The sequence below is a fragment of the Vibrio rumoiensis genome (assembly GCF_002218045.2).
Taxonomy (GTDB): Bacteria; Pseudomonadota; Gammaproteobacteria; order Enterobacterales; family Vibrionaceae; genus Vibrio; species Vibrio rumoiensis.
Genome location: NZ_AP018685.1, coordinates 207,590 through 229,745, shown reverse-complemented (window position 1 = coordinate 229,745; position 22,156 = coordinate 207,590). Strand labels below are relative to the sequence as shown.

Sequence of the window (22,156 nt, the reverse complement as noted above, 5' to 3'; positions counted from 1 at the left end):
CCCTATATACTCGTTAATCATCCCCCGCAAGCAAAGAGAAAAACCACTATGGAATATAATACCTCTGCACTGTGTGACATTTACCAAGACCAAGTTGATGTTGTTGAGCCTATGTTCAGTAATTTTGGTGGCTTAACCTCATTCGCTGGCCAGTTGACCACAGTGAAATGCTTTGAAGATAACGGCATCATTCGCTCAATTTTACAAGAAGATGGTACTGGTCGCGTGCTGTTGATTGATGGGGGCGGCTCTCTGCGCCGTGCACTGATTGATGCTGAAATTGCAGCATTAGCTGAAGAAAATGACTGGGAAGGCTTAGTTGTCTACGGTTGTGTTCGTGAAATCGACGATTTAGAAGAAATGGAAATTGGCATTCAGGCGATTGCCGCTATTCCGGTTGGTGCCACCCAAAATAACATTGGTGAAGTCGATGTGCCGGTCAACTTTGGTGGAGTAACCTTCTTACCAGAAGATCATCTTTATGCCGATAATACCGGTGTGATCATTTCTCAGGAACCTCTTGATGTTGATCTCGAACTGGATGAAGAGCTGGACGACATTGAACCTCTAAACGATTAATCTTTTCTCTAAAAAAACCATAAAAAAACAGAGCTCAATAGGCTCTGTTTTTTGTTTCTATACTGCTATCGAGAACGATAATAGTATGAATTATTCAACGTCATCCATTTTACCAAGTAGGTTACGGATACGTTCTTGCCAAGCTTGCTGCTCTTGACGCATTGCTTGAGTTTGCTCTTCAAGCTCAACACGACCTTCACGCAGTTGACTTGCTTCAGAAGTCAGTTGCTCATTCTTTTCTTTAAGCTCTTCAACTTCCATTTGTAATAATGCGATGGTATCAACCGCGGTTTGAATTTTTGCTTCTAGCTGTTCTAATACTTCGAAAGACATCTCTGCTACCTGTTAAATGATCATGATGAGCAATAAAGCGACCCTAAACTGCGCCTTACCACGTTTGTTACCCTCATTCTACTCAGCTTACTTGTAATCGCCACTGTCTTATTAAACTATTTATGTTCAGTTGGGCAAAAAACCATCAAACCTAACCCAATTATGACATTGCAGGCTAAACCAACACACTTTAAACGACTCACATTGCTTTTTCACAAACCGCCCCACCAAAAAAGCAAACGTTACCGTTCTAGCTGTGTTAAAATGCGCCGCATAATTTTCTTCCCTTTGTTTTGTTTGGAGTCAGTATGAAACGCGATTTAGCATTGGCATTTTCTCGAGTGACTGAAGGTGCTGCGCTTGCCGGATATAAATGGTTAGGCCGAGGCGATAAGAACGCTGCCGATGGAGCCGCAGTAGCCGTGATGCGTACCCTACTGAACGACACTGAAATCAGTGGTGAAATTGTTATCGGTGAAGGTGAAATTGATGAAGCGCCGATGCTTTATATTGGCGAACAAGTTGGCCTAGGCGGTGATGCAGTCGATATCGCGGTTGACCCAATTGAAGGCACTCGCATGACTGCGATGGGTCAATCTAATGCTTTAGCCGTACTGGCTGCGGGTGAAAAAGGTAGCTTCTTAAAAGCACCTGATATGTACATGGAAAAACTCGTGGTTGGTCCAGGTGCGAAAGGCTGTATTGACCTTGCCAAGTCAGTAGAAGAAAACATTCACAATGTTGCTAAAGCCTTAAATAAACCGCTGAGCGAATTAACCGTGATCACTCTGGCGAAACCTCGCCATGATGACGTTATTGCGAAAATCCAACAAATGGGTGCCCGCGTTTTTGCTGTGCCAGATGGCGATGTCGCGGCATCGATTTTAACCTGCATGCCAGATAGCGAAGTCGATATGATGTACTGCATCGGTGGCGCACCTGAAGGTGTGGTATCAGCTGCCGTCATTCGTGCATTAGATGGTGACATGCAAGGCCGTTTAATTCCTCGTCATGAAGTAAAAGGCGATACGCCAGAGAACCGTGCTCACGGTGAATTAGAACTGCAACGCTGTGCCGAGATGGGTGTACAAGCCAACGTTATCTTAAAGATGGATGACATGGCGCGCAGCGATAATGTGGTCTTTGCTGCAACCGGCATTACCAAAGGTGACCTACTTGAAGGCATCACTCGCACCGGTAACATTGCCACCACAGAAACGTTAGTGATTCGCGGTAAGAGCCGTACTATTCGTCGCATCAAGTCGATTCACTACCTTGAGCGTAAAGATGATGAAGTAAAACAACACATCTTATAAAACGTGTTTACTCAATACATAAGCGCAGCTTTCGGGCTGCGTTTTTTATTGCCTCAACAAATGAATTTCTAGGGTCTGTTGACCTTTCGTGATTATTTTTGCAGCGAGTTGTTGGGTATTTGTACAAGGCAGAGGCTCCGTGGTGTAGCTAGCCTACACGAGGAGCCGATAACGCAGTAGAAATGACCAACAAACGCTGCCCGAAGGGTTCGGCTAAAAGCACTTTATGCTTCGTTAAGTCTCATTTACTTAGAATAACTAGGCTACAGTCGACTTGCCTTGCCTAAAACGCTTTTATCGCGAACAAAATTTAAGCACCAAAGATCAACAGACCCTAGATATGTTAAGCATTTGCTTTATTTATTTTTTGAGCCATCATATATCCAAACTACTTCAAGAATGCAGAACGGTTCCGAAGCCAAAGGCCATAGATGAAAACGAGCGATAAAATTCTCCACAAAATAAAGCGTGAAGGCCAAATCACTGCACGCCAATTAGCGGATGACTTGTCGATCACTAGTATGGGAGCGCGGCAGCACCTGCAAGCGTTAGAAGATGATGGATTACTCAACTACTCCGATATCAAAGTAAAAGTTGGCCGACCTGCCCGTCATTGGTTTTTAACTCAAAAAGGGCATAACCAATTTATTGATCGTCACCAAGATCTTAGCATTGATATTATTGATGCTATCGATCACGCTTTTGGTCAATCAGGTATTAATAAAATCATCGCCGAACGAGAAGCTAAAATTTTTCAACGTTATCAACAACGATTATCGCTATGTTCAAGTATTGAAGAGAAGCTACACACTCTCGTTTTATTACGAGAACAAGAAGGTTATATGGCGGAACTTGAAATCACAGAAGATGGATATCTGCTCACTGAAAATCACTGCCCTATTTGCCACGCAGCGAAACAATGCCCAACCTTATGCCAATCTGAAATCAATATCTTTCAAGCTTTACTCAAAGAAGAATGCCAGATCGTTCGCCAAGAGCATATCATCAAGGGCTCACATCGTTGCCGCTATCGGATTACTCTCACTCAATGAATTAATCCATCTTTCGACACATCATCCACTATCTCAATCTTAACCATGGATATCTATTACCTGTGAATTCATCACCCACACCTTCGTTAGCTCGACAATTATTTCAGCAAACTTGGCCAATGCTTTTTGGCGTCCTCTCTTTGATGAGTTTTCAATTAGTCGACAGTGCCTTTATTGGTCAACTCGGCGTATTACCATTGGCCGCTCAAGGCTTTACCCAACCCATTCAAATGATCATTATTGGCTTACAAGTTGGCTTAGGTATCGCAACAACCGCAGTGATATCAAAAGTATTAGGGCAAAATAATGTGCACTACGCCAAACAATTAGGCGGGCTAGTCGTGACGATTGGTAGTGTCGGTATCGCCTTATTTGCGCTGATTATTTATGGCCTACGTAACCCAATCCTCAGTCTATTAAGTGCGCCGGAGACCATTCAGCCGATCGTGGAGAGCTATTGGATTTACTGGCTTGCCAGTGCCTGGTGTGGCGCTTTGTTGTATTTCTTTTATAGTTTGTGTCGCGCGAATGGCAACACTATCTTGCCCGGCTCAATGATGATGGTGACGAGCTTATTGAACATAGCGTTAGATCCGTTATTCATTTTCACGTTTAAACTCGGCATTAATGGCGCGGCTATTGCGACGCTATTATCTTTTTCAATCGGTTTGATGGTGGTCATGCCCAAAGTGTGGGCGAAGGGTTGGATAGACTTTGATTGGAGTGACTTAAATATTCGTCGCAGCATTGGTTCACTGACTAACATTATGGGTCCAGCGATGGTTAGTCAATTACTGCCGCCTGTGTCATCAATGCTTGCAACTAAGCTATTAGCCAGCTTTGGCACTACCGCGGTTGCGGCATGGGCAATCGGCTCACGTTATGAATTCTTTGCGATTGTTGGAGTGTTAGCACTCACTATGTCTATGCCACCAATGGTCGGTCGACTATTAGGTGCAAAACAATATGATGATATTAAAAAGCTGACCTCTATTGCGATTCGTTTTATCTTAGCTTTTCAACTGTTCATTGCCTTCATCACCTTCTTCGCCGCTCATGGTTTATCAAGCTTAATGACGAGCGATCAAGACGTGAGCCATATTTTGCATTGGCATCTCACCATCGTACCACTAAGCCTTGGTTCATTAGGGGTGTGTATGTTGATGGTCTCACTATCCAATGCTATTGGCCGATCTTATTCGGCGTTATTGATTTCCGCGTTGCGATTATTTGTCTTCTTCCTACCTTGCCTATGGTTAGGTTCACAATTAGGTGGTATTGAAGGGCTGTTCATTGGTGCGTTGTTAGGTAACTTACTGGCTGGGTTGAATGCCTGGTTGATCTTTCGTAAGAAGTTTATGCAAATCACGAAAAGCCAAGCCACTCACTTCAAAGATGAATAACTGGATGTTCAATATAAAAAAGGCACCTGTCGAGGTGCCTTTCCTTTATAAACTCACTAAAAAATCAACTCGGTTCAGCACCGTAGCGATTGCTGCCTTTGGTGCCTTTTAACAGGCCACATTCAACCAACATCCATAAGCCGCAAATAATCGCAACAACAGATACCGCAGTTTGCATCATCGATGGTTCAACCGTTTCTGCACCACCAATCGGCGCCATCAAACGACCTGCAATCAAAGGAACATGCATTAAAAGCCACCAATTCGATTTATCACGGTCATGCCAACGCTTGGCGGTTACAGCTAGGTCTGGCATCAATAGAGCGGCGCTAATAATAAAAATAGCGATGCCAGTAAAACTACCAAATAAGTTTTGTGATGCGGCACCGATAATCGCGAGCATGACCAGGTAATAAAATAAATTCCACATCCAAAAACGCTGGCGCCCAATACGACCTTGGAAAGAAAGAAGCCAATGTTTGATTGTCATAACACTTGTTACCTTTTTAATTTGTAAAATTGGTCACTTTTTGAAAGCAGCCTCGCTCCATATCGCGAATATTGACGGTTAAACTGGCGACAAAAGCAGCCTTATTTTGTAATGCTTGCATCAACGCTGCAGATAAAGCTTTCTTCTGCTCATCACTGCGGCCATCAAGTAATTCAACGGTGACATGAATAAACCCGACACTATCGTCCAAATCTCCGACAAGCCAATGGTGAGTTCTTAAGGTTCTCGATTTTACATCCCTAATCTCAAATAAACCGCTTTGAATCGTTACTTGATGTAAATTTTCTAGCAACGCCTGTACATTCACTCTCTCTTCAATTGAGTTGGAATACTCCATAACAACATTTGGCATGTAAAATCCTTAGTTAAAAACGTTAAAAATAGACGTCAAAGACACCGCTTCATCAATGCTTGAGCTTAATGGCAAGTGTCGATAAATTAAACTAACATTATTGATCGTTTTGACATGATGAGAATCATGATCTCATCACATTATTCTGTTATATTCTTTGGTAGCTCATTTAAGGTCATTCGGCCTTAATTTTAATTTAATCGAATTGGAGAATATCCTATGCGTCATCCTGTAGTTATGGGTAACTGGAAACTAAACGGCAGCAAAGAAATGGTTGTTGATTTGCTAACTGGTCTAAATGCTGAACTTGAAGGCGTAACAGGCGTCGACGTTGCAGTAGCGCCACCAGCACTATTCATTGATCTTGCTGAGCGTACATTAACTGACGCGGGTAGCGCGATCATTCTAGGTGCTCAAAACACTGATCTAAACAACAGCGGTGCATTCACTGGTGATATCTCTCCAGCGATGTTGAAAGAATTCGGTGCTTCTCACATCATCATCGGTCACTCTGAGCGTCGTGAATACCACAACGAATCAGACGAGTTTGTTGCTAAGAAATTCGCTTTCCTAAAAGAAAATGGCCTAACGCCAGTTCTTTGCATCGGTGAATCTGAAGCACAAAACGAAGCGGGCGAAACCGTTGCAGTATGTGCACGTCAAATCGACGCAGTTATCAACCTTCTAGGTGTTGAAGCTCTTAACGGCGCAATCATCGCTTACGAACCAATCTGGGCGATCGGTACTGGTAAAGCAGCAACCGCTGAAGATGCACAACGCATCCACGCTCAAATCCGTGCTCACATTGCTGAGAAATCAGAAGAAGTCGCGAAAAACGTAGTTATTCAATACGGCGGCTCTGTTAAACCAGAAAACGCAGCAGCTTACTTCGCACAACCAGACATCGATGGTGCTCTAGTTGGCGGTGCTGCACTTGATGCAAAAAGCTTTGCCGCTATCGCTAAAGCAGCAGCTGAAGCAAAAGCGTAATTTATTCGTAGCTCGAAAGCTCGAAAGAATAAACATTAAGACTGGCCATGTGTCAGTCTTTTTTTGTTTCTCGTTTCTCGAGCGCATAAAAAAACCGCTGACTTTCGCCAACGGTTTTCATCAATCAAATAATGACTTAAGAATTAGAATAACTCTTCAGCCACTTTATAAAGATCTTTTTTCACCGGACGCTTCATATTTTCAATCGCATCGATAATATCGTGGTGAACCAACTCTTCTTTTTGGATACCAACACAACGACCGCCATGGCCTTCAAGTAGTAGGTGAACCGCATAGTTACCCATGCGAGAAGCAAGGATACGGTCGAATGCCGTCGGGCAACCACCACGTTGAATGTGACCAAGAACGGTTGCACGAGTCTCACGACCCGTTGCTTTTTCGATGTCTTTAGCCAGTTCATCCGCATCCATTTGCAATTCTGTCATCGCAATAATCGCGTGCTTTTTGCCTTTCTCGATACCGTCTTGGATATTTTGAATCAGCGCGTCTTTATCTAAGTCATTTTCAGGCGTAATGATGTACTCACAACCACCGGCAATCGCAGACATTAAAGTCAAATCACCACAGTGACGGCCCATGATTTCAACGATAGAAATGCGTTGGTGAGATGATGATGTATCACGTAAGCGGTCAATCGCATCAATAACCGTGTTTAATGCCGTCATATAACCAATGGTGTAATCCGTACCGGCGATATCGTTATCGATTGTGCCTGGAAGACCGATGCATGGGTAACCCATTTCAGTCAATTTTTTCGCGCCCATGTAAGAGCCGTCACCACCAATAACCACTAGCGCTTCGATGCCATGTGCTTTTAGGTTTTCAATCGCTTTTTCGCGAACGGCCACTTCTTTAAATTCAGGGAAACGCGCAGAACCTAAGAAAGTACCACCACGGTTAATTACATCCGAAACACTTGAGCGTTCTAATTTTTCGATGCGACCTTCATAAAGGCCAAGGTAACCATCATAAATACCACAAACTTCAATGCCTTTGCTTAGCGCAGTACGTACTACACCACGAATTGCTGCGTTCATGCCTGGTGCATCGCCACCACTTGTTAAAACACCGATCTTCTTAACCATGATCACCCTCTAAAAAAATATTAAAAAACGAAATGCTTCTATTGAATTACAAAAACTGGCTATGTCTTTTTCTAGCCTAATACTTAGGTTGTAACTCAATCCAAATCTTCATTAAACGAACATTGCTTCAACGGCAAACAATCCGCGTTCACGACAAAAAACTCAATAAATAATAAACGTAATATACAAGTTTGACGTTTAGTTATGTTGATTCATATCACTATCAACCGCATTTTACTTGTCCATAAGATAGACAATTGTCAGCCGATTGTCTTTGGTAGAATGCGGCAAGTCACATAATTTTACGCTATATCCTGCTTTTCGGCTAACTGAACCTGAATTCAAATTAGCTTAACGGCTGATATTTTGCGGCTGGAACTACGGAAATAGGGTCCTGATGAATTAAAACATCCGAATGCGGAAATAAATCATCCAGTTTCGCTTCTACTTCGTCAGAAATACGATGCGCTTCGACTAATGGAAGATGATCATCCAGCTCAATGTGTACTTGAATGAAGCGCACCGGCCCTGACATACGAGTACGCAAATCATGAACGCCCAATACACCTTCAATCGACAAACAGGCTGAATGAATCGCCTGCACTTCTTCTTCTGGTAATTGGCGGTCTAATAATGATTGCACCGCTTCTTGCGCCATTTGATACGCGCTATACAGAATGTACAAACCAATCCCCACCGCAAACACTGCATCGGCTTGCTTTAAGCCATACCAGCTCAACACTAATGCAATCATGATCGCGATATTCATAAATAAATCAGTTTGATAATGTAATGAATCGGCGGCGATCGCTTGGCTGCCCGTTTTGCGCACCACATGTTTTTGAAAGAGCACTAAACCTGAGGTCATTAAAATGGCGAAGCCACTGACCCACACGCCAATCTCTGGTGACACTAATGCTTGCGGACGGAAAAAACGATCCACCCCATTCAACAATAAGAAACATGCTGAACCTGAAATAAACATCGCTTGCGCCAGAGCGGCCAACGATTCAGCCTTACCATGACCAAATTGATGTTCGTCATCCGCTGGTTGAGTGGCATAACGCACCACCAATAAATTGGTTAATGACGCGGCCATATCCAAGAAGGAATCAACTAATGACGCCAATAAACTGACTGAGTTGGTTTGCCACCAAGCGACTAATTTCACTAATAATAAAATAGTCGCGATCACCATGGCTGCCCAAGCGGCTGAATTCACCAACTTCGAATAATTCTTATCCACGCTTTTCCTCTTTCGCCATTAATTATAATTTCTCTAAACGAGCATACTCGGTAACCAGCCACTTAATGCCTTCACCATTAAACGCCACTTGCACCCGGCTTTGCGGACCACTGCCTTCAAAGTTGATGATGGTCCCTTCGCCAAATTTAGCGTGCTTCACTCGCTGGCCTAATGAATAACCGGTACTGTTAAAGTTCTCTTTTACCGCCGTGGCTCCAAATCGACCCGAGGTCGCTGGACGACTCACTTGGGCTTTCATGCGCACTTCTTCAACACAGCTTTCTGGAATTTCGCGAATAAAACGCGATGGTTTATGGTATTTATCTTGGCCATATACTCGGCGCATTTCCGCATAAGTGATGTACAGTTTTTCCATGGCGCGCGTCATGCCGACGTAGCACAAACGGCGTTCTTCTTCTAAACGCGCCGCATCTTCCGCCGACATTTGATTAGGGAACATGCCCTCTTCAACGCCCACCATAAACACCAATGGGAACTCCAAACCTTTGGCACTGTGCAACGTCATTAATTGCACCGCATCGGTAAACTCATCGGCCTGCCCTTCACCCGCTTCTAGTGCTGCGTGTGATAAAAATGCCGACAACATGCTCATGTCGTCCGCTTCTTCGGGCTTTTCAAATTGACGAGCCGCGGTTACCAGCTCTTCCAAGTTCTCAATACGTGCTTTGGATTTCTCGCCTTTTTCCATCTCATACATGGCAAACAAACCCGACGATTTAATCACATGGTCAAATTGCTCATGCAACGCCAAATCAAAGGTGTCATCTTCTAGCGCATTCACTAACTCAATAAAGCGACTAAAGGCACTAGCAGCACGGCCCGATAAGACTTTTTCATCAATCAACTGAACGCCGGCATGCCATAAAGTGGTGCCCCTATCACGCGCCGTCATACGAATGGTTTCAAGGGTTTTGTCGCCAAGACCACGAGTTGGCGTATTGACGATACGCTCAAATGCCGCATCATCATTACGATTGTTCATTAGGCGCAGATAGCTCAAGGCATCTTTGATTTCTTGACGTTCGAAGAAGCGCATGCCGCCATAAATACGATACGGCAGGCGCGCTTGAATTAATGCTTCTTCAAGCACACGCGATTGTGCGTTGTTACGATACAACATTGCACAATCGACTAAAGGTGTGCCCTTTTCATGCCATTCTTTAATTTTATTGACCGCAAAGCGTGCTTCATCCAAATCGTTATAAGCCGAATACAATGAGATAGGCTCACCATCATTGCCATCGGTCCATAAATCTTTGCCCATCCGCTCTGTGTTATTGCTGATCAACTCATTAGCGGCGTTTAGGATATTTTTGGTTGAGCGGTAATTCTGCTCCAAGCGAATGGTGTGCGCGCCGGGGAATTCACGTAAGAACTTTTGAATATTTTCGATTTGCGCGCCACGCCAACCATAAATTGACTGGTCATCATCACCCACGATCATTACGTGTGAATCTGCCCCAGCCATCATGCGCAACCAAGCGTATTGAATGTTGTTGGTATCTTGAAATTCATCAACCAAAATATGCTTAAAACGAGCTTGATAATGTTCGCGAACATGCACTTTATCACGCAGTAATTCATGGCAACGCAGTAGGATTTCCGCAAAGTCGACTAAGCCCGCACGGTCACAAGCCTCTTGATAAGCTTGATAGATTTGCAGATAAGTTTTGGCGACCGGATCGTGATAAGTATCGATATGGCTTGGGCGTAAACCTTCATCTTTCTTACCGTTGATCCACCAGCTGGCTTGCTTAGCTGGGTATTGTTTTTCATCAAGGTTTTGCGCTTTGATCAAACGGCGCAATAAACGGATTTGATCTTCTGAATCGAGGATTTGAAAATCTTCAGGCAGTTTGGCATCCATATAATGGGCGCGCAGAATACGGTGGCAAATACCGTGGAAAGTGCCGTTCCACATCCCCGATGAAGTCCCCATCATCAGCTCTTCAATTCGACCACGCATTTCTTTAGCGGCTTTATTGGTGAAGGTCACCGACATAATCGAGAACGGCGAAGCTTGCTCAACCGATAATAACCAAGCAATTCGATGGACCAACACGCGAGTTTTACCACTGCCTGCGCCCGCCAATACGAGTAAGTTTTCCAATGGAGCGGCAACCGCTTCACGTTGTCTGTCATTTAGACCGTCGAGTAATAAAGAAGGATCCATCGTCATCTACTGGTTATTTATACATAAAAGCAGAGTATACACCAACTTGATACAGGATTTTAGGGGGTGTGATGAGGTTTCATTCTTAACATAGACAACTACACTAAAAATAGCCTTTAGATAAAAGGAAATCCTATGAAAGCAAGCAAATCAACGGTCACTGCCGCTATCGTTTGGCTGCTGAGCGTATTTTTCAGCATATTATCTGGGTTACTTTTCTTAATCTTCAAACGAGAAGATGCCTTTATCCATCAACAAGCCAAAGAGGCCCTGAACTGGGGAATCACATTATGGCTAGCGGTTATCGCCGCTTCGCTATTTGGCAGCAAACTCCTCTTCACTCTGCTCGGTGCGATTCATTTGGTGTTCTGTTTACTCGGTATGGCATCTTGCTTAAAAGGCAAAGCGTATCAAGTACCGATTAACCTCAGGTTAATTAAGTAAGGCAGACATATGAATAGTGAAAGCCTCTCGTCATTATTTTGCAGCTTAAATGGGCAATAATCACAATAAAAGAAGCCAATAAAATTGCTTACTTATTCAGAATGTTAGCCAATTAACCAGCTGAGTTTGAAATTTAATCCAACTTATCAGGTTCTTTATCAGTGATGTTTTATTGAGCAGTATTTAATTAAGCAAGCACCGCGCTGACAGAAATACTGAAACCCGTTTTAAACAAACCTGAATGAATATGTGGTGAACATGGAAGATTACATAACGCTAATCCAACAAAACACATGGTTGGCCTTTATTGGCATCGTGTTGCTGTCGTACTTGTTAGAGGATCTGGCCATTGTCACCGCGGCGGTAATGGCAAGCCACGGTTCGATATCTTTTGAAGCGGCGTTATTGGCTATTTTTATCGGTATTGCCAGTGGCGACGCTTTGTTATACGCCTTAGGTTTATGGTCGAGACGTTGGCGTGGATTGCGTTATCGCCTGCTTACCATGCCATTATTGCGTCAAGCCAAACGTAGGCTACAACATCATGCCATCGTTAATATTGTCATCATCCGCTTTATCCCCGGCCTTCGCAGCGTCGGCTTCACTTTATGTGGCTATTTCCAAATCCCATTTAATCGATTTTTGATTGCTGTGTTATTGGCCACTGCGGCATGGACAGCCTTCGTATTCGGCCTCATTTACCAAGTAGGTAATTCAGACTGGTTACAACAACATCCTCTGAAGTGGTTATTTGGCCCAATAGCATTGCTCGTCCTGCTGGCCTTTAACCGTATGGCTAAACGATCTTTTCAACAAAACAACCATCATGCCAAACCTAAAAGACCGTCTTCAAGCGGTGTTTATCCCATTTCAAAATCTCATACAGCTTCAAAAGGGGAACTCTAATATGTATTTAAACCCTGAGCCACCACCAACCATCACGACAGAGCCTCAACAACCGGCTTTACCCAACCAAGGCATGCCAACCATGGATAATTCAGGTAAAGCGGTTTCACGCTTTGAGTTTTGGCCAACTTGGTTCTTCTATACCCCAGTGATCTTACAAAGCTTATGGCATGGGGTTAAGTACCGAGATTTTCGCCTACCTCTAGTGGCCAACCCAGCGATTAAATTAAGTGGCATGGTGGGGGAATCCAAACAAGAGATTCTGGAACTTGCCGGCGATTATGCAAAACAATGGATCCCACCGTTTGTCACCTTAACCAAGCAAACCGAATCTTCTCGCAATTCGATTTCAGCACAATGGTTAGAGGCGAAAAAAGCCATGATTAACGCGGGATTACACTATCCAGTCGTCGCGAAACCCGATCAAGGCTGTCGCGGGGTTGGTGTCCAGTTGGTTGAATCCGATCAAGACTTACAACAATACGTAGCCGCTTTCCCTGAGAATGCGCGTTACATGCTGCAAAAAAAATCACCATACCAAGCCGAAGCCGGATTGTTTTATATCCGCTACCCCAATCAAGAGCGAGGACAAGTCTTTTCTATTACTCTCAAATATTCTCCTGTTGTGGTAGGTACTGGTGAACATACCCTACAGCAACTGATTGAACGAGACCCACGAGCCAGTCAACTTGCCCACTTATATCTGCCTCGTCATCAAGACAAACTCGAACACGTTTTAGGACACGGTAAACCTTTCCAATTGGCCTTTGCAGGAAGTCATAGTCGTGGCTGCATTTTTAAAAACGGCAATGCCTACATCACCGATGCCCTCGCTGAACGTCTTGACCGCATTTTTGATGATTACCCCGGTTATCACTTTGGGCGTTTAGATGTGAAATTCAAAGACATTGAATCGCTCATGCAAGGCAAAGATTTCGATATTTTAGAAATGAATGGTGCCAGCAGTGAGGCAGGACATATTTGGGATAGCAACACCTCACTCAAAGAGATTTTCAGCACCTTGCTTTATCAATATCGCTGCTTGTATGAAATTGGCGCATTGCAAAGAAAAGCCGGTCATCAAGTCCCCACGTTTCGTGAATTGTTCCGCGCATTAAAGCAAGAAAAAGAACTGATTAAACACTATCCATCTACTGATTAGAGAACGAATAAAAGGTTTGAGCATACGCAGCTTAAACACTTTATAAGAGTAATAAGGATAAGGAATGTCGACCTCTATGGCAGCACCATCAGACAATCACAACGCTTACCATCCATTAGTGAGCGCCAATCTTGAAGGCATTGAGCAAGCTCTGCATCTACTGAAGCAACTTGATAACGCTCAATACACCTACGTAGCCAAACCTTATGTGCAAAGTAGTATCGGTGCTCACTTGCGCCATATTAATGACATGTACTTTGCCCTAATGAACTACCAGCAACAAGGTGAGATCGATTACGACCAACGTCGCCGCGGTGCATTGGTCGAAACTCAGCGAGAAGTTGGTATTGATGAATTACACGCGATAAAGCATTGGTTACTCGCGCTTGAACAACGAGAATTATCGGCACCCGTCACCATAAAAAGTGAAACGTCCATTTACCAACAACAAGTCTGTCAGATGCCTTCTAGTCTACAGCGAGAGTTGCTGTTTGTGTCGAGCCATACCACTCACCATTTTTCGGTCATGAGAGTCAATGCGGAAGCCTGCCAAATTAAAACCAACGATATATTCTCTTATGCGCCGGCCACCGCCAGTTATTTAAGGAGTTTAGGCTAATGTGTACCTTAACTTGGCGAATCACCGATCAGGGTTATCAAGTGCTGTTTAATCGCGACGAACAAAAAACGCGTTCGATTGCACTACCACCTCAAAGCTTTCAACAAGGCGATTGCAACGCATTCATGCCCATCGACCCTGATGGACAAGGCTCTTGGATTTCAACCAATAGCTATGGCGTTAGCTTATGCCTATTGAATCATTATCAAGGCCACATCCCGACGACCGTAAAACAAAGCCGTGGACAACTCGTGAGACAATTGGCGTTTTGTCATAACTACCAACAATTCGAAGCGCAATTAGAAACCATTCGTTGGAGTGATTTTCCACCTTTTACCTTACTCATCTTCGATCCTCATAAGGTTCAACAAAGCTCCGCAATGACAGCCATTATCTGGAATGGCATTGAGGTGAGACACAGTGAAAAAACCAGCCCGGTGACCTCATCTTCGTTCGAATTTGAGCAAGTACAAGCGGCTCGTATTAAACACTTCAACAACCAAACCAAACATCAGAGGCAACCCAGCTTCTGTCAATTACTCGCATACCACATGAGCCACATGCCACAAGCCAATGCGCATTCGGTATGCATGCATCGTGATGATGCCGAAACTGTCAGCCTGACGATGATCCGTGTCGACGCCAATCAAGTCACCATGGATTACCACCCAGGCTCACCATGTCAACCTCAAACCTTACACAGCCTCACTGATGCAAGAACAATAAAAATGGAGATAGAACCATGAGAACTTATTGGAAAACCTTAACCTTTGCTTTGTTATTGGCTTGCCAAGCCTTGTTTAGTACCCAAGCAATGGCGGCAAGTGACCCGATTTATACTGGTTTTTTCAGCAACAAAGCGCTCGAAGGTTATGACACCGTCGCCTACTTCACCGATGGAAAACCCGTCAAAGGGAGCGATAAATTTAAAGCGAAATACCAAGGTGCAGAATGGTGGTTTACCAGCAAAGAGCACCTCGATATGTTTACCAATGACCCTGATAAATACGCCCCTCAATACGGTGGCTATTGCGCTTGGGCGGTAGGTGCAAAAAACCAATTAGCACCGGGCGACCCTCATCAATGGACTATCCATCAAGGAAAGTTATACATCAACTACGACCAAAGTGTGCAAGATACCTGGCTTCCTAAAAAAGAAGCCTTTATCCAAAGCGCCGATGCGAATTGGCCCAAAGTTTTAAACTAGCCACTTCAATCAAGGATGATGCAATGAAAGCCTACTTAACCTTAAAAAACCTACTATCGGTTGTGATCGCGTTTATCTTTATTCAATCGATGTTTTTTAAATTTACTGACGCGCCGGAAACCATTTATATCTTCAGCACATTGGGGCAATGGTCAGGGTTCCCTTGGTTTGGCAACTATGGCGGTTATATGGTGGGATTGGTGGAATTGATCGCCAGTATCTTATTGTTTACTCGCTGGCATGCTTTCGGTGCCATGATGGCTTTAGCGGTGATCAGTGGTGCGATTATCTTCCATTTATTTACGCCACTCGGCATCCCCATGCCAAATTATGCTAATTCCTTCTCGCTCAATAGTGATGCCGCCATTCATGCCTTAACCATGGCCACAACCGATGAAAAGTACAATGTCATTAGAGATGACCTGCTTTTTATTCCGACGGGTTTTGATTCTGGCACCTTATTTATCATGGCGTGCGTCGTCTGGCTCTCGGCTTTGACCTTGACTGTAAAACAATTGAAAGATCCAAGCAGTAACTTGAGAAAGTTATTTAGCTAAAGCGTGAATTTAGGAGCTTGATATGCAAACCAGTCCTTTTCGTTTACCTAATGTGACTCCTTTTCGCCTACTCGAACGAGCGGCGGAAAGGATCACCGGCCTGCACACCTTAGATACTTATTATCGACAGCTACCAAGGCATCTCGACACTAAAAGCTTTTTACGCCACACCTTAGAAAAATTGGGCGTGCAATATCAAGTCTCAGCTGGGCACTTAAGTGATATTCCAGCCACTGGTCCTTTGGTGATTGTCGCCAATCATCCACTCGGTGCCGTCGAAGGCGTCATATTGGCGGAGATGCTGCTGCAAGTGCGCCCCGATGTAAAAATACTGGCCAATCAGTTCTTAAAAAGGCTGCCTGAGCTCGCGCCACTCTTTATTAGTGTCGATGTCTTCGAAGGAAAAAATGCGGTCGGTGCCAATATCAAAGCACTACGTGAAGGCCTGAAACACCTACACAATAATGGCGTATTGTTGGTGTTTCCTGCCGGAGAAGTATCGACCTTTGATGAACAAGGACAACTCAATGACAAACCTTGGAGTCGCTCCGTCGCCAAATTGATCAAACGTAGCAATGCCAACGCACTCGCCATGCATATCAACGGTCATAATAGTAAATCTTTTTATTGGGCAGGTATGGTCCATCCCTATTTACGAACGGCAATGCTAGGACGTGAAATGCTCAATAAAACCAATCAAGTCATTGATATTTCAATTGGTGAGTTGATTGATAGAAATGAGATTGAGAATTTATCTAGTGAGCAACACATCGTTGATTATCTGAGATTAAATACCTACTTACTTGCCCCTAGAGCCGAACACCAAGCGCCTAGTTTGCCTCATCACACCCCGGTGATCGCACCGATCATACAAGATCGATTGATCTCGGATATTCATGGACTCGCAACATCAGCCCACTTATTAAGTTTTAAACATTTTGACGTTTATTGCTGCGACAGCACGGCTATACCAAATGTATTGCAGGAAATTGGTCGAATTCGCGAAACCAATTTCCGCTTAGTCAATGAAGGGACGGGCAAAGAATGTGATTTAGATGAATTTGATCACGACTATCAACACCTCTTTATTTGGGATAACGAAGCTCAGCGATTAGTTGGTGCTTATAGACTAGGCTTAACCGACCAAATCGTGCAGCAAAAAGGCGTCCAAGGTTTGTATTCTCGTACCCTGTTTCATTATGATCACAAGCTCATCAGCCAGTTTGGTCATGCCATTGAAATGGGCCGCTCGGTGATCGACTTGCCTTATCAACGTAGCCTGACCGCGTTATTACTATTGTGGAAAGGGATCGCGACTTACGCTTACCGAAACCCACAATATACTCATTTGTTTGGTCCGGTTAGCATTAGCAGTGAATACAGCCCCACCGCGCGCGAATTAATGGTTTCCACCCTTGAAATGCATCATTTTGATCAGCAAAGTGCCAGCTTAGTGAAAGCAACTAACCCACTCAAAAAAAGCCGCCGCAACTTCTGGCGCGCCGATATGTTGTCGTCATTGGCCGATATTCAACTGTTATCTAAGCTATTAACCCGCTTAGGACAACAAAGCATTCCGGTGTTGTTAAAGCAGTATTTAAACCTAAATGGCAAACTGATCAGCTTTAATGTTGATAAAGACTTTAATGATGCACTAGATGGCTTAATCGTGGTTGATCTACGTAAAGTGCCACAGCGAACCCTAGCGAAATATATGGGAAAAGAGGAAAGTTTGGCGTATTTAAAAAAACACAAAACGTAACTCGAGCACTCCGTTTCTCGTCGCTCGTGTCTAGGAAAAGAAAAAAGCCGAGAACGGTTAATATCTCTCGGCTTTGTTACTGTTTTATAACGCTTTTGTCTAGTTACGAGAAGCGTAGCGCCCTAGAAGTAAAGCGCCCGAACAACGTTCGCCTACATCCCAAACACCCAAGCGGCTAGCGTGTAACTTAATGCAGTGATGATGAAAATGCCCATGATATTCAATGCAAAACCTGCGCGGATCATCTCTTTAATTTTAAGCTGACCGGAAGCAAATACGATACTGTTTGGCGGTGTTGCCACTGGCATCATAAAGGCGCAACTTGCGGCAAGTGCGGCTGGGATCGCCAACATCATTGGGCCTTCCCCCATCGCAATAGCAATTGGGCCAAGTAATGGTAAAAAGCCGGCTGCCGTAGCGGTATTACTGGTGACTTCAGTTAAGAAGATAATTGCTGCAGTAACAATCAACATCACAACAATAATCGGCATACCACTAGTCGCTCCTAGGCTATCACCAATGAAATCCGCTAAACCAGACGATTTAATCTGCGCCGCTAAACTTAAGCCACCACCAAACAGTAGTAGTACGCCCCAAGGCAATTTCTTGGTGCTTTCCCAATCTAAAACAAACTGCTGTGTTTTCACGTTGACTGGAATCACAAACAGCAATAAAGCCGCAAAAATGGCAATACTGGTATCATTAATTGGCAAGCCAGTCCATTTGGCAAGCAACGGACGAATAATCCAGCTGACTGCGGCACCGACAAAAATCACCGCCACCCATTTTTCGCCTTTGCTTAATTTACCCAATAACTGCAATTGGTTTTTCAATAAGCTGCGAGCATCACCCGCTTCTTCATTCGGCAACTTATAAGACACCTTAGTCAACCACACCCAAGCCAGTGTCAGCATCACAATAGTAAGAGGTAACCCCACCATCATCCAGCGACCAAACCCTAGTTCAATTTGATAGGTGTTAGATAAATATGCCGCAAGCAAAGCATTAGGCGGCGTACCAATTAAAGTCGCAAGCCCACCAATACTAGCGGAATAGGCGATACCCAATAATAACGCGCTAGCAAATTGCGGGTTTTTATCGCCTTTTTCGCCGCATACCATGCCGATAATCGACATTCCAATCGGCAGCATCATTACCGCAGTCGCAGTATTACTCATCCACATCGAAAGAAAAGCCGTCACCAACATTAATCCACCGACTTGATGGGCGGGTTTATTGCCCACCGCTAACATCGCAATCAGGGCAACGCGCCGATGCAGGTTCCATTTTTCCATCGCAATCGACAACATAAAGCCGCCCAAAAACAGAAAGATTAATGGATTCGCATAAGCCGCTGTCGCGGTTTTAATATCTGCCGTGCCAAGCAAAGGAGAAAGAATGATCGGTAAAAATGACGTCACAGGAATCGGCGCCGCCTCGGTTACCCACCAAATCGCCATAAAGGTCGCCAAGCCCACCATACGCCAAGCCGGTTCGCTCATCCCTTCAAATGGGGCAGGAAAAATTAATGTCAGGATTAACACCAAAGGTCCAAGGATAAGACCTAAGTAACGGGAATTTCCCGGGATAACGGATTCTTTTTCTAGCATCGACATAGCACAATCTACCTATACTGCATATTAGGGTGCTATTTTTAATACGCTTTCACATAAAAATGAATCGGCAGGTTGTCAGTTCGTGATCAAGGTGTAACTTATTGTTTTCATTTTGTGATTTGTTAACCATATTGTTTTAATGGTTATTGGGTGAGAAATAAAAAACGCCCAGTCTTTAATGTAAAGACTGGGCGTGATATTAGAAATTGAACTCATTACGTTGATAACACTGCATTATTGAAGGTAAGCGTTCAACATCCAGGTTTCTTTTTCTTGCTGGCTAATATAATCGCTCATCAAAGAAACGGTACCTTCATCATCGACTTCCGCTGCCGCTTTGACAATTTGACGCTGCTTATTCAACAAAACTCGGTAAGCCGACAAAATATGCCCCACAGCTTCTCTACCATTAGAAACATTGAGCGTTTCTTCAAGATCTGACATAGCTAAATAGCGCGAGAAGCCATGTACCGGTGTACCACCTAGCGTCAAGATACGTTCAGCGATTTCATCCACTTTCAATACTAAGTCGTTATAGATCTCTTCAAATTTTGCGTGTAATTCAAAGAAATCGCGACCTTTAATATTCCAGTGATAACCACGTACATTAGTATAAAGAATTTGGTAATCTGCCAGTAACAGGTTGAGATCCCCCACCAATGTCGCTGTTTGTTGTTTATCTAAACCAATCATATTCTTTTCCATTTCATCGCCCCTTAATCTAGTGAGTGATTAACATTAACTTTGCTATGGAGAGATAATAACCCTTAGTAATAACAAGGGATAATGGGTTAAATATATCGATTTGATAGGTATAAGCTATTAACTAATTAGAAATGATTAATCAGCTTACTCATTACCTAATAACCCATCGATTGGTTTGCTATGAATTCTTGAGCTCTTAAACATGGCTTTATTAAAAAAGTGAGTAGAGCGTCGGATTTTCCAATGTTTTGGAATGACTAAATGGTTCATATATACCCTTAATTACCCATTAATATCATGATAGATATCGCGATTTAGTGAACGTCTTGACGTATGGCAACATTATTACTTTAATCCTAGGCGTCTGGCTAATCGATGTAAATTACCACTGTCAATTTTCAACTCACGAGCGGTGGCAGACCAGTTTTGATGATTATTGTTTAGTGCCTCCATGATCACTTGCGCCTGAAATGTCTCAGTAGCCGCTTTTAGACCTAAGGAGTAGTTCTTAGCTATATCTGAATTAACGGTATTCACTAGCTGTTTTTGATTCTCAATACCTTGCAGTAAGGTGGATTCCGCTTGTATCAATTCAAAATGATGAGGCTGTAAAGTAATCGGGCTAGACTGGTTATTTTCTGTTCTTGCTAACACTGCTGCACGATGGATAGCATGCTCAAGCTGACGAATATTACCCGGCCAACTATATTGCCCAAATAACCGCAAAGCCGCAGGAGAAATACTTAGATGATTCAAATTCAGTTTGTGTTTACACTTTTCAATAAAAAAGCCACTCAATAAGGTAATATCCCCAGTCCGCTCTCTGAGTGCCGGAACATGAATAGGAAAGACACTCAAGCGGTGATATAAATCAGCCCGAAACTTGCCGTTCACTACATCTTGATGCAAGTCTCGGTTGGTTGCTGCTACAATGCGGGTATTCACTTTAAGTACACTGTCATCGCCAACTCGCTGCAAATCGCCATATTGCAATACTCGCAATAACTTGGATTGTAGCCCTAAAGGTAATTCACCCACTTCATCTAAAAATAGCGTGCCATTATCGGCTAATTCAAATTTGCCTTTACGGTGACTAATCGCACCAGTAAAAGCCCCTTTTACATGGCCAAATAACTCACTTTCCGCCACCGACTCAGGTAAAGCCGCACAGTTTAAATACACCAAATTTTGCTTAGCACGGTTTGATTGATTATGAATAGCAGTCGCGACAAGCTCCTTCCCTACCCCCGTTTCTCCCATAATCAAAACTGAAAGATCAGTATTAGCTACCGCTTGAATCTGCATTCTTAAATCCATCATCGCGCCCGACTGACCAATCATCTCCTCACTTAAATTAATTTCTTTGGTGATATGCGAGTTCGCATCACTGGTATTAACCACTTGTGACTCTAATTGCTTCACTAATAAGGAAGTATGTAAACTCGCGGCTGCCAACGCACTAATGGTCCGTAAATCACCATCAGTGAAAGTGTCAAACTGATGAGCATCAAAACCATCAATCGTCAGCGCACCAATCAAATGGCCATGTGCAATTAGCGGTAATCCAACACAAGCATGGACATGTAACTGATCCCCTTTATTCGGGATCAGTCCATCATAAGGGTCAGCTATATCACTATCGGCAGGAAATCGAACCACATCCCCCGCGCGTGCAATCGCTTCTAAACGGGGATGCTCATCAAGATTAAATCGTCGTCCCATCACTTCATCATACAAACCATCAATCGCTAATGGCACAAACTGTTGGTTTCGATAAGCAAGCAATGCCGCAGCATCACAATTTAAAATATTCCTTAATACTTCTAGAAGACGATCAAAGCGGTCTTGATTGGAAATCCCTAACGTCAAATCAAGTGCGAGTTGCGTTATTTGTGAATGAAACTTCTGCATTTTCCTGCCCTCTTTAATTTTCCTACCTCTTTAAACTTCATGTCAATATGACACACCTAATGTCTATTTGACACCAAAACAACACTGTCATTATGACACCACAAACAAGGAGGAATTAATAAGCATTTGAATAGTAAGTAATTTAAAAGTTGGCACGCATGATGCAATAGTATGGATAAGAAATT

22 protein-coding genes are annotated in these 22,156 nt (G+C 43.6%); 13 read left to right on the top strand and 9 right to left on the bottom strand.

What is annotated here, in order from left to right; genetic code table 11:
* Positions 1–48: 48 nt before the first annotated feature.
* Positions 49–579 (top strand): ribonuclease E activity regulator RraA, encoded by a 531-nt coding sequence (gene rraA, locus VRUMOI_RS01040; protein WP_089139953.1) that lies wholly within the window; start codon positions 49–51, stop codon positions 577–579.
* Between the two features lie 90 nt (positions 580–669).
* Here rraA and zapB read toward each other — a convergent pair whose 3' ends face one another.
* Positions 670–912, bottom strand: a complete 243-nt coding sequence (gene zapB / locus VRUMOI_RS01035) for a cell division protein ZapB (protein WP_089139952.1) — start codon at positions 910–912, stop codon at positions 670–672.
* Between the two features lie 308 nt (positions 913–1,220).
* Between zapB and glpX the strand changes: the two genes are divergently transcribed.
* The 3 genes from glpX to VRUMOI_RS01015 all read left to right on the top strand — a co-directional run bounded on the left by glpX (position 1,221) and on the right by VRUMOI_RS01015 (position 4,683).
* The gene (glpX, locus tag VRUMOI_RS01030; RefSeq protein WP_089139951.1) at positions 1,221–2,228 is read left to right on the top strand and encodes a class II fructose-bisphosphatase; all 1,008 of its coding nucleotides are present in this window, start codon (positions 1,221–1,223) and stop codon (positions 2,226–2,228) included.
* A 431-nt stretch (positions 2,229–2,659) separates the two neighbouring features.
* A complete protein-coding gene (locus VRUMOI_RS01020; RefSeq protein WP_089139950.1) occupies positions 2,660–3,280 on the top strand; it encodes a helix-turn-helix transcriptional regulator in 621 nt (206 codons plus the stop codon).
* Positions 3,281–3,399: 119 nt separating this feature from the next.
* Positions 3,400–4,683, top strand: coding sequence for an MATE family efflux transporter (locus tag VRUMOI_RS01015; protein ID WP_162598380.1), 1,284 nt, complete (start codon positions 3,400–3,402; stop codon positions 4,681–4,683).
* Positions 4,684–4,747: 64 nt separating this feature from the next.
* On the opposite strand, the gene VRUMOI_RS01010 is transcribed toward VRUMOI_RS01015, so the two are convergent.
* Positions 4,748–5,173: a DUF805 domain-containing protein gene (locus VRUMOI_RS01010; protein WP_089139948.1), complete on the bottom strand. Its 426-nt coding sequence runs from the start codon at positions 5,171–5,173 to the stop codon at positions 4,748–4,750.
* A gap of 16 nt (positions 5,174–5,189) precedes the next feature.
* Complete coding sequence (locus VRUMOI_RS01005) at positions 5,190–5,546, bottom strand: 5-carboxymethyl-2-hydroxymuconate Delta-isomerase (RefSeq protein ID WP_089139947.1); 357 nt, start codon at positions 5,544–5,546, stop codon at positions 5,190–5,192.
* 219 nt (positions 5,547–5,765) lie between these two features.
* Here VRUMOI_RS01005 and tpiA point away from each other — a divergent pair, with 219 nt between their 5' ends.
* A complete protein-coding gene (tpiA, locus tag VRUMOI_RS01000; protein WP_089139946.1) occupies positions 5,766–6,536 on the top strand; it encodes a triose-phosphate isomerase in 771 nt (256 codons plus the stop codon).
* Positions 6,537–6,679: 143 nt separating this feature from the next.
* Here the strand turns inward: tpiA and pfkA are convergent, their stop codons facing one another.
* From pfkA to uvrD, 3 genes are all read right to left on the bottom strand, one after another.
* A complete protein-coding gene (gene pfkA, locus VRUMOI_RS00995) occupies positions 6,680–7,642 on the bottom strand; it encodes a 6-phosphofructokinase (RefSeq protein WP_089139945.1) in 963 nt (320 codons plus the stop codon).
* Between the two features lie 346 nt (positions 7,643–7,988).
* Positions 7,989–8,888 (bottom strand): CDF family cation-efflux transporter FieF, encoded by a 900-nt coding sequence (fieF, locus tag VRUMOI_RS00990; protein ID WP_089139944.1) that lies wholly within the window; start codon positions 8,886–8,888, stop codon positions 7,989–7,991.
* Positions 8,889–8,910: 22 nt separating this feature from the next.
* A complete protein-coding gene (gene uvrD / locus VRUMOI_RS00985) occupies positions 8,911–11,082 on the bottom strand; it encodes a DNA helicase II (protein WP_089140074.1) in 2,172 nt (723 codons plus the stop codon).
* A gap of 135 nt (positions 11,083–11,217) precedes the next feature.
* Here uvrD and VRUMOI_RS00980 point away from each other — a divergent pair, with 135 nt between their 5' ends.
* From VRUMOI_RS00980 to VRUMOI_RS00945, 8 genes are all read left to right on the top strand, one after another.
* Positions 11,218–11,526 (top strand): DUF4870 domain-containing protein, encoded by a 309-nt coding sequence (locus VRUMOI_RS00980; protein WP_089139943.1) that lies wholly within the window; start codon positions 11,218–11,220, stop codon positions 11,524–11,526.
* A 258-nt stretch (positions 11,527–11,784) separates the two neighbouring features.
* Positions 11,785–12,432 (top strand): DedA family protein, encoded by a 648-nt coding sequence (locus VRUMOI_RS00975; RefSeq protein WP_089139942.1) that lies wholly within the window; start codon positions 11,785–11,787, stop codon positions 12,430–12,432.
* A gap of 73 nt (positions 12,433–12,505) precedes the next feature.
* Positions 12,506–13,594 (top strand): D-alanine--D-alanine ligase, encoded by a 1,089-nt coding sequence (locus VRUMOI_RS00970; RefSeq protein WP_089140073.1) that lies wholly within the window; start codon positions 12,506–12,508, stop codon positions 13,592–13,594.
* A gap of 64 nt (positions 13,595–13,658) precedes the next feature.
* The gene (locus tag VRUMOI_RS00965; RefSeq protein WP_089139941.1) at positions 13,659–14,213 is read left to right on the top strand and encodes a DinB family protein; all 555 of its coding nucleotides are present in this window, start codon (positions 13,659–13,661) and stop codon (positions 14,211–14,213) included.
* Positions 14,213–14,959: an NRDE family protein gene (locus VRUMOI_RS00960; protein ID WP_089139940.1), complete on the top strand. Its 747-nt coding sequence runs from the start codon at positions 14,213–14,215 to the stop codon at positions 14,957–14,959. Before VRUMOI_RS00965 ends, VRUMOI_RS00960 begins: the two co-directional genes overlap by 1 nt.
* Positions 14,956–15,420: a YHS domain-containing (seleno)protein gene (locus VRUMOI_RS00955; RefSeq protein WP_089139939.1), complete on the top strand. Its 465-nt coding sequence runs from the start codon at positions 14,956–14,958 to the stop codon at positions 15,418–15,420. Before VRUMOI_RS00960 ends, VRUMOI_RS00955 begins: the two co-directional genes overlap by 4 nt.
* A 23-nt stretch (positions 15,421–15,443) precedes the next feature.
* Positions 15,444–15,977: a hypothetical protein gene (locus VRUMOI_RS00950; RefSeq protein ID WP_089139938.1), complete on the top strand. Its 534-nt coding sequence runs from the start codon at positions 15,444–15,446 to the stop codon at positions 15,975–15,977.
* 22 nt (positions 15,978–15,999) lie between these two features.
* The gene (locus tag VRUMOI_RS00945; RefSeq protein ID WP_089139937.1) at positions 16,000–17,739 is read left to right on the top strand and encodes a lysophospholipid acyltransferase family protein; all 1,740 of its coding nucleotides are present in this window, start codon (positions 16,000–16,002) and stop codon (positions 17,737–17,739) included.
* 152 nt (positions 17,740–17,891) lie between these two features.
* On the opposite strand, the gene VRUMOI_RS00940 is transcribed toward VRUMOI_RS00945, so the two are convergent.
* From VRUMOI_RS00940 to norR, 3 genes are all read right to left on the bottom strand, one after another.
* On the bottom strand, positions 17,892–19,355 hold the full coding sequence (locus VRUMOI_RS00940) for an SLC13 family permease (RefSeq protein WP_089139936.1): 1,464 nt from the start codon (positions 19,353–19,355) through the stop codon (positions 17,892–17,894).
* A 234-nt stretch (positions 19,356–19,589) separates the two neighbouring features.
* Complete coding sequence (locus VRUMOI_RS00935) at positions 19,590–20,060, bottom strand: Dps family protein (protein WP_089139935.1); 471 nt, start codon at positions 20,058–20,060, stop codon at positions 19,590–19,592.
* A 345-nt stretch (positions 20,061–20,405) separates the two neighbouring features.
* Entirely contained in the window at positions 20,406–21,971 is a 1,566-nt protein-coding gene (gene norR / locus VRUMOI_RS00930; RefSeq protein ID WP_089139934.1) for a nitric oxide reductase transcriptional regulator NorR, read from the bottom strand.
* Positions 21,972–22,156: the final 185 nt, after the last annotated feature.